Here is a 12,767-nt window from a genome sequence, read left to right as displayed (position 1 = left end):
GTCCGTGGTCCTCGAGGTGCCGTCCTGGCTCTGCTCCCTTCGGGTGGTCCGGCGCCGCTCTTGAGCCTCGTGGGGTGAGCCGGGGGGAGCGGCGGCTACCAGCCGCCTCCGCCGTCGGACCCGCCACCGCCGGAGTCGCCGCCTCCGCCCCCGAAGTCCCCGCCTCCACCGCCGCCGAAGTCGAAGCCACCGCCGCCCGAGTCGCCGGCGCCGCTGTCGCCGCCCCAGCCGCTGCCGCCGAAGTCGAAGCCGCTCGCGAAGTCGCCGCCGCCGTTCCCCCCGTCGGAGCCCGCACCACCGTCGCCGGCGTAGCCACCGCCCCAGCCGGGCCCGTAGCCGTAGCCGCCCCAACCGCCGCCACCGGAGAGCACCTCGCCGAGCAGCAGCCCGGAGAGGAAGCCGCCGCCGCCCCAGCCGCCGTAGAACCCGCCCGAGTAGCCGGCGTAGGCGGGGCCGGCGTTCCAGTACGGCACCGGCGAGCCCTGCACGAGCACCTGCCGGGTCTGCGGGTCCTCGCCGCGCGCGATGCGGTCGGCGTCCGCCTGGCAGACGGGCACCTCGCGCGCGGCGCCGCCGGCCGGCGCCCACGAGACCTGGGTGACGGAGGGGCCGTGGCGGGGGTCGAAGAAGCACGGGGGCAGCCGCTCGGGGACGGGCTTGCCGGCGAGCCGGGCGCGGACGCACTCCATCCGCCAGCGCCCCTCCTCGAGCGCCGAGGTCACGGCCTGGAGCTCGGCGACGTGCGTGCTGGCCGCGAGCGCCTGCTTCGCCCGGTCGTACGCGTCCAGCGCGCCCGTGTAGTCCGTCCGCGTCGCGTCGTCCGCGCTGTCGGGCACGTCGAGGCGGGCGATGTCCTCGCCGAGCGCGGTCACGTCCTCCTCGGCCGCGCCGTGCACCTCGGCGAAGGCCTCCGCCTCCTGCCGGCGCCGGCGGCGGCTGGCACGCAGGGCGAGCAGCCCGGCACCACCGCCCAGCACGACGATGCCGCCGACCAGCACGCCCGCCGCGGTGCCACCCCCGCCTCCGCTCGAGCCGCTCGAACCGGACGAGCTGGAGCCGGCCTCGGCGCGTACGGCGTCGACGAAGTCGAGCAGGATCGCGGTGCGGTCGCCGCCGTGCGCGCTGACCGCCTGCGACCAGGCCTGGGCCGCACTGACCTTGGGCAGGTCGTCCGCGACGGAGCCCGAGCTGCTTCCGACGACGACGTAGGTCCCCTTCTTGCCGACGTCGTCGATGAGCGTGTGGAGGTGCAGGTCGGTCGCGCTCTTGTTGGCGTCGGGGAGCGCGGCGATGAAGACCGGCGTCCCGGCGGCCTCGACCGCGTCGCGCACGCGGTCCCAGTCGACGGACAGCGACGACGTCACCTGCGGGTCGACGTAGACGCCCGGCCCCTTCTCGAGCGCGCTGGCCGCGTCGTCGACGGGCGCGGCCTGGGCAGCGGCCGCCGGGAGCAGCACGAGGAGCGGGACGGCGAGGCCTGCGGCCAGACGGGTGCGCACGAGCACAGCCTGCCCCAAACGGCGCGCCCCGATCACGTGCAGGCCGTGCGCGCCATCTCCCCCGTGATCATGCAGATCGTGGGTCAGGGCAGGAGCAGCAGCTTCCCCGTCGTCCGCCGCCCGGCGAGGTCCTCGTGCGCCCGGGCGGCGTCGGCCAGCGCGTACGTCGCCCCGATGCGCACGTCGAGCTCGCCGGCCGCGATCCAGCCGAAGAGCTCGTCGGTGCGGCCCACCAGCTCCTCGCGGGTCACGATGTGGTCACCGAGCGTCGGGCGCGTGATGAACAGCGAGCCACCGGAGGACAACCGCTGCAGCTCGAACGGCGGGACCGGGCCGCTGGCCGCGCCGTACAGCACCAGGAGCCCGCGCCGCCGGAGCACCTGCAGGCTCGTGTCGAAGGTGGAGGCGCCGACGCCGTCGTAGACCACGGCCGCGCCCGCTCCCGCGCTGACCTCGCGGACCACGTCGGCGTAGTCGTCGTACGACGCGACGTGCTGCGCGCCCGCCCGCTGCGCGAGCTCCGCCTTCTCCCCGCCGGAGGTCGTCGCCACCACGATCCCGCCACGCGCGCGGATGATCTGCGTGAGCAGCAGCCCGACGCCGCCGGCCGCGGCGTGCACCACCGTGACGTCGCCCTCGCCGACCGGGTACGTGGTGCTGGCCAGGTAGTGCGCGGTGCAGCCCTGCAGCATGACGGCCGCCGCGGTCTGCGCGTCGACGCCGTCCGGTACGGGGACGGCCCGGTCCGCCGGAACGAGCACCTGCTCGGCGTAGCTGCCGGGCACGCCCGTCCAGGCGACCGTGCTGCCGACGCTGACGCCCTCGACCCCCTCGCCGAGCTCGGTGACGCGGCCCGCGCCCTCGGCGCCGAGGACGTACGGCGTCTCCCGCGTGTAGGGCGGCCGGCCCTCGCGGGCGTAGATGTCCATGTAGTTGACGCCGGCCGCCTCGACCTCGACGAGCAGCTCGCCGGGGCCGGGGGTCGGGCTCTCACGGTCCTGGAGCTCGAGGACCTCGGGACCGCCGGACTCCGTGACGACGACAGCGCGCATGCCGCCATCCTGCTCCAGTGGGTGCAGGGCCCCGTCAGCGCTCCCGCTCGAAGCCCTTGAACCTCATGCCCTGGTGGGTGAGACGGCCTCGGTCACCCTCGACGAGGCGCCCGTAGTCAGCGCCGCGCACCGGCAGCTCGATGCGCTCCTCGCCCTCGCTCTCGAACGTCAGGAAGTACGTCGTGGAGGCGGATGACTCGCCCGATCCCCCGGACACGTGCGCGCGCTTGCCCACCAGCGTCGCGGGCAGCGTGACGAGCGGCGCGGCGTTGTTGCGGTGCCAGCGGCGGGCCCCATGGATGATCACCACGACGAAGGTCGCGAGCACGACGAGCGCGATGGTCCCGATGACGCCGATCAGCGTGGGGAAGAGCCACCCGGGCGGTCCCTGGTCGTCCACGTCGTCCTCTCGAGCTCGGCGGAGCACGAGTGTGGCACGCCGGATCACCGCGCCCGGCCTGCGGCGACCCTCCCTGGACGTGATCATGCACGACCTGGGAGCCCAGGTCGTGCATGATCACGGAGAGGTGGAGGGGCTACCGGATGCGGTCCTTGTCCACCGCGACGTACGTCGCCAGGTCGGTGAACTGGCTGGTGTACGGCGCCACCGTTATGCCCGAGACTCCCTGCAGGGCCGCGAGCTGCTGGAACGGCAGGCTCTGCGCGACGACCGCGAGGATCCGCGACGCGCTGCGCTGCAGGTCACCGAGGCGCAGGTCGTAGCTCGCGGGGTAGGTCCCCTTGAGCACGACCGTGAAGGCGGTCACCGGGCTCGTCGCGTCGCCGGGCACCTGGTGCACGACGTCGGTGAGCGTGATGCCTGCCCGCTGGTCGGCGGAGAGGCCGTGGGCAGTCGAGGCGATCTCGGCCTGCACCGCCTGGTACGCCCCATCGACACTGGCGAAGCCGGCGTTCGGCGTGAGGACCGGCTTGCCGGTCGCGTCCGTCGTCGTGGTCCCCGACACCGGGTGCGACAGGTCGGTGGTCCCGTCGACACGGGTCGAGATCGTCTGCGTGCCGCTGCCCGAGAGCGTGAAGTTGCCGGTGCTCCAGGTGTAGCGGTACGACGTGCCCCGCAGCGTGCGGGTGTACGCGGGAAGGCCGTCCACGTCGAGCGTGGGAGTGACCTTCTTCGCGGCGTTGACGACCTCGCCCGGGTTGTTGCCCGGCATGATCAGGTCGTTGCCGGCGTACATCGTGTTCGCGGCGCCGTGGCTGCCGCCCCAGTCGGTCATGACGAGGCCCTTGAACCCCCACTCACCGTGGAGGATGTCGGTCACCAGGTCGTAGTTCCGCGACGCCCAGGTGCCGTTGATCTTGTTGTACGACGTCATGATCGCCATGGGCTGCGCGGACTTGACGGCGATCTCGAAGCCCTTGAGCTCGATCTCGCGCGCGGCCCGCTCGCTGACGACGGCGTCGTCCGCGTTCCTGTTGGCCTCCTGGCTGTTCTCGGCGTAGTGCTTCAGCGTCACGCCGACACCGGGGTTGCTCTGCACGCCCTTGGTCGTCGCCGCCGCAGTGAGCCCGGCGACGAGCGGGTCCTCGGAGTAGTACTCGAAGTTGCGGCCGTTCAGCGGGTCCCGGTGGATGTTCATGCCGGGGGCGAGCCACAGCGTCGCGCCGTACTCCGTCATCTCCTTGCCCACCGCGTCACCGACCTGCTGGACGAGGTCGCGGTCCCACGTCTGCGCGAGCAGCGTGCCGATCGGCCAGGCCGTCGTCCACTGGTAGGTCGTCGGCGTCGTGGGGATCTGCTGCGTGATGCGCAGACCCGCGGGGCCGTCGGACTCCGTCGTCCCCGGGATGCCGAGGGACTCGTACTTCGCGGTCGTGTAGCCGGCGGCGCCGACGGCCGTCGGGGTCGAACCCGGGGTGTTGGCGCCCTCGACGATGTTCGACAGCTGGTCGAGGCTGAGACCGGCGACGAACTGCTGCATCGACACCGTGCCCTTGGCGACGTCGTAGAGCGTCGCGCCGGGGACGGGCTTCACGGCCTGGACGGTCTCGCCGGTCTTCGGCGCGTACGGCGCACCCGTACCAGCCCAGTCGCTCTGCGCCGGGTCGACGTACGCCGTGGTCCTCGAGATGAGGCTGCCGTCGACCGCGTAGTAGGGCGACGTCGGGTCGACGGGCACGGACTGCTCGTACGGAGAAGCCGCTTGCACCGTGCGGAACTTGCCGCCGATGGTGAGGTGCGGCGCCTTCGCGATCTCCGCCTGCTCGCCGGCGTAGCTGTAGAAGCTGCTCGGGTCGCTGTGCAGCTCCGAGCTCGGCTGCTCGTCGTCGGCCAGTTCGTTGTGGTCCTGCTCGGTGACGACCGTCGAGGGCAGCGTCAAGCGCGCCGCGACGTGGGTGCTGCGTGAGGAGTCGCCGACACGGATGAGGTAGTCACCGGCATCGAGGACCCACGCGGCGCGCGCTGTGTCGTACGACGCCATCTGCGTGGTGTCGAAGGCGATGTCGACGTGCTCGGACTGCCCGGGGCCGAGCTCGTCGGTCTTCGCATAGCCCGCGAGCTGCTGGTACGGCTTGTCGGGACCGGTCTGCGGAGCGGAGAAGTAGACCTGCACGACCTGCTTGCCGCTGCGCGTCCCGGTGTTGGTGACCTTCACCTTCACCGTGGTCTTCGACGCCTTGGACTGGACGGTCACGACGTCGTCGCGGAAGGTCGTGTAGCTCAGGCCGTAGCCGAAGGGGTAGTCGACGACACCGGCCGGGTTCGCGGCATCGATGGTCTTGTAGAACGAGTCGAAGTAGCGGTAGCCGACGTAGATGCCCTCGGCGTACGGCTCTGTCGCGGTGTTCTTGTCATTGGCCCCGAACGTCGCCGACGCCGGGTAGAAGGAGTACGCCGAGGCCCAGGTGTCGGTGAGGTGCCCCGAGGGGTCGACAGCGCCGTCGAGCACGTCGGCGAGCGCGTTGCCGGACTCCTGGCCCGCCTGGCTCATCAGCAGGAGGGAGTCGAGCGCGGTCCCGCCGCTCGGGTCCTTCTCCGACGCGTTGATCTGCTTGTAGAACGCCGTGTCCATGACGCCACCGGTGTTGAGGACGACGACGACGTGCTGGTAGCTCTGGCCGAGGAGGGCCAGGTCCGCCTTCTCGGTGTCGGTGAGGTAGTAGTCGCCGGCCGTCGCCGACCGGTCCGCGCCCTCGCCGGAGTTGCGCGCCACGACGTAGATCGCCGTGCTCGTCGGAGCCTTCGGCTTCACGCTGTCCGGGGTGAGCAGCTGCTCGACCGAGGAGTAGTCGACCGCCGGGCCGAAGATCTGGCCCGTTGCGCTGGCCGGGTACTTCGTGTCGTACGCGCTGGTCATCGCGTTCCAGTACGCGTCGCTCGTCGTCACCGTGTAGCCGGCCCCCTCCAGGCCCTGCCGCACGTTGATCGTGTAGCGGTTGTAGACGTCGCCGGACCCGGTGCCGCCCTTCACCGTCTTGTACGCGCCGACGCCGAAGAGCGCGACGTTCCCGCCGCGCGCCATCGGCAGCGTGCTGTCGTGGTTCTCGAGCAGCACCATGCCCTGCGTCGCGGCGTGCCGCGAGAGTGCGGCGTTCGCGGTCTCGAGCGGGCCCGGGTTCGGGTCCGTCGTGGCGGCGGAGGCCGCCCCCGAGCCGGCCGCGGCGAGCGCGGTGGCCAGCGCGGCGGTGAGGGGCACCCACCTCCGGCCCGTCCTGCGTCCGACGGCGTGGCGGTCGCGTCGTGCGTCGCGCATGCGTGGTCCTTCCTGACGGCGGTGTCGCGCCGGCGGGCCGCCGGCGGTTCGGGATCCCGAGGCAACCTAGACCGACCAACCGGTTGGTCGGTAGTCCCGAGACCGAACTGTGACCCAGCCGGGGCTCCGCCGCCTAGGGTTGCCGCATGGAGCGGCGCGCGCAGATCGTCCAGGCGGCCTTCGAGCTGTTCGCCGAGCGCGGCTTCCGCGGGGCGTCGCTCGGGCAGGTCGCCGCCCGCGTCGGGCTCACCAACGCCGGCGTGCTGCACCACTTCGCCAGCAAGGAGGAGCTGCTCATCTCCGTGCTGGCCGAGCGCGACCGCGAGGACGAGGCGGCTGTCGAGCAGGCCCTCCCGCGGGACGGGTCACTGCACACCGCCCTGGAGCGCAGCCGGGCGGTCGTCGCCCACAACGTGGGGCAGCCCGGGCTGGTCCAGGCGTTCACCGTGCTGGCCGCGGAGAGCGTGACCGAGGACCACCCGGCTCAGCAGTTCTTCCGGGAGCGCTACGCGCGCTTCCGCGCTCGCATCGCCGCCGACCTCGAGCGCGACGGGCACCTCGCCACCCAGGAGACCGTGCTCGCGGCCACGCTGATGCTCGCGGTCATGGACGGGCTGCAGGTGCAGTGGCTGCTCGCCCCTGACGAGGTCGACATGGAGGCCACCTTCACGCTGTTCGAGCGGATGCTCGAGGACGGCCTGCTGCAGCCGCGCCCCTCCACCCCCTGAACGTGATCATGCACGACCTGGGCCGCACCTCTCCCCCGTGATCATGCACGTCCTGTATGCCCAAGATGTGCATGATCACGGACAGGGGGACCGGGACGTGCATGATCACGAGCAGGGGGTCAGGAGAAAGTCCTCAGGCGCAGGCTGTTCGTCACCACGAACAGGCTCGACAGCGCCATCGCCGCGCCGGCGACGAGCGGGCTCAGCAGGCCGGCGGCGGCCAGCGGGATCGCGGCGACGTTGTAGCCGAACGCCCAGACGAGGTTGCCCTTGATCGTGGCGAGGGTCCGCCGGGCGAGCCGGATCGCGTCCGCCGCGGCGGTGAGGTCGCCGCGGACGAGCGTGAGGTCCGCCGCCTCCATCGCGACGTCCGTGCCGGTCCCCATCGCGAGCCCGAGGTCGGCCTGCGCGAGCGCCGCCGCGTCGTTCACGCCGTCCCCGACCATGGCGACGACGCGCCCGCGGGACTGCAGCTCGCGTACGGCCGCGGCCTTGTCCTCCGGCAGTACCTCGGCGACCACGTCGTCGATGCCCACCTGGGCGGCGACCGCACGGGCGGCGCGCTCGTTGTCGCCGGTCAGCAGCACCGGCTCCAGCCCGAGCGCCCGCAGCCGGCTGACCGCCTCGGCCGACGTCGCCTTGACGGTGTCCGCCACGACGAGCACGCCGCGGACGGCGCCGTCCCAGCCGACCCACACCGGCGTACGTCCCAGGGCCTCCGCCTCGTCCGCCACCGTCACCAGCTCCGCCGGGGGGACGAGCGCCCACTCCTGCTCGAGCCACAGTCGACGGCCGACGACCACGGCGTGCCCCTCGACCACCCCGGACACCCCGCGGCCGCCGGCACTGGTGAAGCCCTCGACGGGGAGGAGCGGGGAGGGTGCCGCGGCCGCGACCGCCTGCGCCACCGGGTGCTCGGACGCGTGCTCGACGGCGGCAGCGAGGCGGAGCAGCTCGCCCGGGTCCTGCCCTGCAGCAGCCGCGGTCGAGACGAGCGACATCCGGCCGGTGGTGACCGTGCCGGTCTTGTCGAGCACGACGGTGTCGACGCGGCGGGTGGACTCGAGGACCTCAGGGCCCTTGATGAGCAGGCCGAGCTGGGCGCCCCGGCCCGTACCGACCAGCAGGGCCGTCGGCGTCGCGAGCCCGAGCGCGCAGGGGCAGGCGATGATGAGCACGGCGACGGCGGCGGTGAACGCCGCCTCGGGCGCGGCGCCGGCGAGGAGCCAGCCGAGCAGGGTCGCGAGCGCCAGCGCGATGACGACGGGGACGAAGACGGCGGCGACGCGGTCGGCGAGCCGCTGCACCTGCGCCTTGCCGTGCTGTGCCTGCTCGACGAGGCGCGCGATCTGCGCCAGGCGGGTGTCCTCCCCGACGCGGGTCGCGCGGACGAGCAGGCGCCCGCTGGCGTTGACGGTGCCGCCGGTCACCTCGTCACCGGTCCCTACCTCGACGGGCACGCTCTCGCCGGTGAGCATCGACGCGTCGACCGCGGAACTGCCGGAGAGGACGACGCCGTCGGTGGCGACCTTCTCCCCGGGGCGTACGACGAACGCGTCGCCGACGACGAGCTGGGCGAGCGGGACCCGGACCTCCTGGTCGCCGCGGAGCACCGCGACGTCCTTCGCGCCGAGGTCGAGCAGCGCGCGCAGCGCGGCACCCGAGCGGCGCTTCGCCCGCGCCTCGGCGGCGCGCCCCGCGAGGATGAACACCGTGACCGCGGAGGCGACCTCGAGGTAGAGCTGGTCGCTGCTCCCCCGCCGCGCGAGCAGCTCGAAGCGCATCGTCATGCCGATCTCGCCGGCGCCGCCGAGGACGAGGGCGTAGAGCGACCAGAGGTACGCCGCGAGCACGCCCACCGAGACCAGCGTGTCCATCGTCGCCGCGTGGTGGCGCAGGTTCGTCAGCGCCGCCCGGTGGAACGGCCACGCCCCCCACGTCGCGACCGGTGTCGCCAGCGCGAGGCTGAGCCACTGCCAGCCGTCGACCTGCAGGGCCGGGACCATCGCGAGGAGCAGCACGGGCACGGTGAGGACGGCGGAGACGCGGAGCCGGTCGGGACCCGGCGGTCGCTCCTCCACGGGCTCCGCGCTCGGCAGCGCGGCGGTGTACCCGGTCGCCTCGACCGTGGCGACGAGCGCCTCGGGCGCGACGTCGGCGCGGTACGTGACGCGCGCCTTCTCCGTCGCGTAGTTCACCGAGGCCGTGACCCCGTCCATGCGGTTGAGCTTCTTCTCCACCCGGGCAGCGCAGGACGCGCAGGTCATGCCGCCGATGGCCAGCTCGACCGTGCGCTCGTCCGTGCCCGTCGCGGTGCTCATGCCAGCTCGTAGCCCGCCTCGTCCACGGCCTCCGCGACGGCGGCGGGGTCGAGCGGGGCGCTGCTGGTGACGGCGACGGACGAGACCGCGCCGGGGACGAGCTGGACCTGCACGTCCTCCACGCCGGGGAGCTTGCGCAGCTCCTGCGTCACCGCGCTCACGCAGTGCCCGCAGGTCATGCCGGTGACGTCGTACGTCGTGGTGCTCATGGTGCTCCTCGCTCTTCGGGGGTGCTTCAGGACCGGACGAGGCGGGCGATCGCGGCCGAGGCCTCCTGCACCTTGGCCTCGGCCTCCTCGCCGCCGCGGCTGATGGCGTCGGTGACGCAGTGGTGCAGGTGCTCGTCGAGCAGGGCCAGGGCGAAGGCCTCGAGCGCCCGCGTCGCCGCCGACACCTGGGTCAGCACGTCGATGCAGTACGTGTCGCCCTCCACCTGGCGCTGCAGCCCGCGCACCTGTCCCTCGATGCGGCGGAGCCGCTTGAGGTGCGCCTCCTTGCTGCCGGAGTAGCCGGGTGCGGGGTTGTCGGTCACGAGTCCAGCGTACCCCCTGGGGGTATGGCGGCAACCCGGACGTCCTCCGGTGGTCCGGCAACGCGCGCCGAGCGGACCAGAGCACCGCCGAGGGGAGCACGCGCGGTCCCCGCGGCGAGGTCCTGCTCCCCCGGGCGCGTGTCGCGCGACGAGGAGCGACACGCCGCGGCGCGTACGTCGTGTGCCCCTCGTCGCGGCGGGTTGCTCATCGCCGTCCACGACGGCACGCGCCGCGGGGGCCGGAGGACCGCGGAGGAGAGCACGCACGGCCCGGCGGCCAGGCCCTGCTCCCCCCAGCGCGTGCCGACCCGCGGCGTACGGACCGGCAGGCTCAGCGCGCGGAGACGGACACCGGCGCGGTCGGCGCAGCACCGCCGCGGCGCAGCACGCGCTCGGCCAGCGGCGCGAAGCCCACGCCGAGCACGGTCCAGAGGAGCAGCTGGGCGCCGACCGAGTAGAGCCGGAACGCGAACATGTCGTCGGCCGGGAAGCCGGGGAACACGATCCTGCCGCCGCCGTCACGCAGCGGCTGCGGGGTCTCGGTGGCGTGGCGGCCGTACTCGCGCACGTTCGCTCCGAGCTCGCCCGTCGAGGGCAGGACTGCCATGACGACGCCGATGACGACGAGGTAGCCGAGCACGGTCACGACGGTGGCGTTCCACGTCCCGAGCCGCGGGGCGAGCTGCTGGCCCACCGCGGCGGCGACGACGAGCCCGAAGGTCGCGACGAGCACCATCACCAGGTAGAGCGCGCTCCGCTGCTGGATGGTGTCCTCGTGGCCGATGGACGGCGGGTTTGCCGGGTACTTGAGGAACGGCACGAGGTAGACGCCGACGAAGCCGCCGGCCGCGAGCAGCAGGGACAGCGAGCGCGGCCGGACGCCGCCGACACGGCCGAGGCAGACGGCGTACGCGACGGCGAACAGCGTCCCCATCGCGAGGCCGAACAGCACCACGCCCACGCCGATGCCCAGGTTGGCCTGGATGCCACGGCTGAAGATGTCGGCGTGCTCGTGCTCGACGGGCAGGCCGGCCGCCCTGTCCAGCGCTGCCTGCGCGTCGTCGCGGGCGGACTCGTAGTCGACCGCCCGGTCGATCAGCGGCTCGGCGAGGACGCGGGCGAAGACGAAGGCGACGAGGCCCGCGACGATGCCGACGAGGGCGCCGCGGGCCAGCAGCTGCCTCTCCACAGGAGCGGGCGTGCCGCTCAGTGGCAGGGGAACCCGAGGAAGTGGCGCGCATCGTGGACGAACTCGTGGATGTGCGCGTCGTTGCCGAACACGGAGGTCGCACCCTGGTCGACGCCCACGAAGTAGTAGAGCGCGACGGCGGCGAAGGCCGCCGAGGCGAGCCAGAGGATCGCGCGCGGCAGGGACAGGACGACCGGTGTCGCCGCTGCGCGAGGGGTGGAGAGGGTGCTGCTCATGTGGGCCTCCTCGGGGATTCCGCGTCCCCGCTGGTACGGACTGGAGTGCTGCCGGGCGATGGCCTGACTCCCACACGTGCGTGTGGTCACAGTGGCGCGACCGTGCCGGACTCCCACCGGCTTCCTCCACCCTGCAGCAGGGCCGACCGTACCGGCCTGACGTCGCCCGCGGCAAGCACGGGCGGCGTCAGGTCCGGCGGGGCTCAGCCCCGCAGCGCGTAGGTCAGCAGCGCGTTGCCGGCGCTGGTCGTGCGGCCCTCGACGAGCCGCAGCCGGGTCAGCGGGACCGTCTCGTCGAACAGCCGCCGCCCCTCCGGCGCCGCCACCGGGTGCACCGTGAGCATGAGCTCGTCGACGACGCCCGCGACGAACAGGCTGCGCACGGTCTCCACGCCGCCCGCGACGAGGATGTCGCCCGAGCCCTGCTCCTTGAGCTTCGCGACGTACGCCGCGGCGTCCGAGTCGACGACCGTGCTGTTCCAGCCGAGCTCGCCGCTGAGGGTCTTGGTCAGCACGTGCTTGCGGATGGGGTTGATCCACTGCGCGAACGGGTCCGCGGCGTCCGCAGCGGGCCAGTACTGCGACCACTCCTGCCAGAGCTTGCGCCCGATGATGACGTCGGTGCCGCCGCTGATCGTGCGACCCATCGCCTCGCCCTCCTCCGGCCCGAAGGCGTCGAACTGCCAGAGGTTCGGCGACTCGGCGACCCCGTTGACGGAGTAGAACAGGTGCGCCTTGGTCGTGCGGGGCATGGGCGGTCTCCTCGGTGCTCGCTGCGCTGCTGGTCCGACGCCAGCAGCGTACGGAGGGGTGGACGCCGGCGGTCGCCGGCGCTCATCGGTCGAGCGGGAACCCGTCCAGCCAGGAGCAGATCCGCTGTCGTGCCAGGCAGAACGACCCGAGCACCTCGTCGGCACCGGCCAGCGCCTCGGGCGGGTGCGTGGTCGTCAGGCCGAGCACGCGCATCCCGGCCGCGGACCCCGCCGCGACACCTGCGGGGCTGTCCTCGACGACGAGGCAGTCCGCGGGTGCGACGTCGAGGACGTCCGCCGCGAGCAGGTAGCCCTCGGGGTCGGGCTTCCCGCGCAGCACCACGCCGCCGTCCACGACGACGGCAGGCTCGGGCGCTCCTCCGGCCCGCAGCCGCGCGCGTACGGCGTCGTCCCGCCCGGACGTCACGACCGCCCAGGCGCGCGGCGGGAGGCTCGCTAGCAGCTCGGGGACGCCCGGGTAGAGCGGGAAGGGAGCGTCCTCCAGCGCGACCTCGCGCAGCAGCCGCGCGTGCTCGAGGTCGACGTCGAGCAGCGGCGCGACCTCCGCGACGGTCTCCGTCGGCCGCCGGCCGTGCGTGGCGGCCCACACGAGAGCGGGGTCGAGGTCGTGGTGCAGGGCCCAGCGGGTCCAGACGCGGCGGTAGGTCGCGGACGAGTCGACCAGGACCCCGTCCGCGTCGAAGAGGACCGCGCGGCTCGGCACCCGGAGACGATGGCGGCTGCC

The 12,767-nt window shown here is 73.3% G+C and carries 12 protein-coding genes and 1 riboswitch; of the genes, 1 reads left to right on the top strand and 11 read right to left on the bottom strand.

The annotated features are described in order from the left end of the window. Positions 1–95: 95 nt before the first annotated feature. From EV189_RS20930 to EV189_RS04085, 4 genes are all read right to left on the bottom strand, one after another. Complete coding sequence (locus EV189_RS20930) at positions 96–1,499, bottom strand: hypothetical protein (protein ID WP_165400114.1); 1,404 nt, start codon at positions 1,497–1,499, stop codon at positions 96–98. 83 nt (positions 1,500–1,582) lie between these two features. After that, a complete protein-coding gene (locus EV189_RS04095; RefSeq protein ID WP_130491631.1) occupies positions 1,583–2,551 on the bottom strand; it encodes a quinone oxidoreductase family protein in 969 nt (322 codons plus the stop codon). Between the two features lie 34 nt (positions 2,552–2,585). After that, on the bottom strand, positions 2,586–2,951 hold the full coding sequence (locus EV189_RS04090; RefSeq protein WP_231116034.1) for a DUF2500 domain-containing protein: 366 nt from the start codon (positions 2,949–2,951) through the stop codon (positions 2,586–2,588). 136 nt (positions 2,952–3,087) lie between these two features. Then, positions 3,088–6,264 carry a beta-glucosidase gene (locus tag EV189_RS04085; RefSeq protein ID WP_130491629.1) on the bottom strand — a complete coding sequence of 1,059 codons (3,177 nt, stop codon included), beginning with the start codon at positions 6,262–6,264 and terminating at the stop codon, positions 3,088–3,090. Between the two features lie 146 nt (positions 6,265–6,410). Between EV189_RS04085 and EV189_RS04080 the strand changes: the two genes are divergently transcribed. Next, positions 6,411–6,992, top strand: a complete 582-nt coding sequence (locus EV189_RS04080; protein ID WP_130491628.1) for a TetR/AcrR family transcriptional regulator — start codon at positions 6,411–6,413, stop codon at positions 6,990–6,992. 119 nt (positions 6,993–7,111) lie between these two features. On the opposite strand, the gene EV189_RS04075 is transcribed toward EV189_RS04080, so the two are convergent. The 7 genes from EV189_RS04075 to EV189_RS04045 all read right to left on the bottom strand — a co-directional run bounded on the left by EV189_RS04075 (position 7,112) and on the right by EV189_RS04045 (position 12,746). Then, complete coding sequence (locus EV189_RS04075) at positions 7,112–9,313, bottom strand: heavy metal translocating P-type ATPase (protein ID WP_130491627.1); 2,202 nt, start codon at positions 9,311–9,313, stop codon at positions 7,112–7,114. Next, positions 9,310–9,522: a heavy-metal-associated domain-containing protein gene (locus tag EV189_RS04070; RefSeq protein ID WP_130491626.1), complete on the bottom strand. Its 213-nt coding sequence runs from the start codon at positions 9,520–9,522 to the stop codon at positions 9,310–9,312. The genes EV189_RS04075 and EV189_RS04070 overlap by 4 nt, the downstream gene beginning before the upstream one ends. Positions 9,523–9,548: 26 nt before the next feature. Then, the gene (locus EV189_RS04065; protein ID WP_130491625.1) at positions 9,549–9,845 is read right to left on the bottom strand and encodes a metal-sensitive transcriptional regulator; all 297 of its coding nucleotides are present in this window, start codon (positions 9,843–9,845) and stop codon (positions 9,549–9,551) included. Between the two features lie 331 nt (positions 9,846–10,176). After that, on the bottom strand, positions 10,177–11,034 hold the full coding sequence (locus tag EV189_RS04060) for a CbtA family protein (protein WP_130491624.1): 858 nt from the start codon (positions 11,032–11,034) through the stop codon (positions 10,177–10,179). Between the two features lie 17 nt (positions 11,035–11,051). Continuing rightward, a complete protein-coding gene (locus EV189_RS04055) occupies positions 11,052–11,270 on the bottom strand; it encodes a CbtB domain-containing protein (protein ID WP_130491623.1) in 219 nt (72 codons plus the stop codon). A gap of 46 nt (positions 11,271–11,316) precedes the next feature. Next, a riboswitch (adenosylcobalamin (AdoCbl) riboswitch) is annotated at positions 11,317–11,409 on the bottom strand. A gap of 64 nt (positions 11,410–11,473) precedes the next feature. Next, positions 11,474–12,022, bottom strand: coding sequence for a dihydrofolate reductase family protein (locus EV189_RS04050; RefSeq protein WP_130491622.1), 549 nt, complete (start codon positions 12,020–12,022; stop codon positions 11,474–11,476). A gap of 82 nt (positions 12,023–12,104) precedes the next feature. After that, the gene (locus EV189_RS04045; RefSeq protein ID WP_165400113.1) at positions 12,105–12,746 is read right to left on the bottom strand and encodes an HAD-IA family hydrolase; all 642 of its coding nucleotides are present in this window, start codon (positions 12,744–12,746) and stop codon (positions 12,105–12,107) included. Between the last annotated feature and the right edge of the window lie 21 nt (positions 12,747–12,767).

This window comes from Motilibacter rhizosphaerae (assembly GCF_004216915.1).
Classification (GTDB): Bacteria; Actinomycetota; Actinomycetes; order Motilibacterales; family Motilibacteraceae; genus Motilibacter; species Motilibacter rhizosphaerae.
Note: the sequence above shows the minus strand (reverse complement) of the source record. Positions and strands in the feature narration are given on the sequence as shown.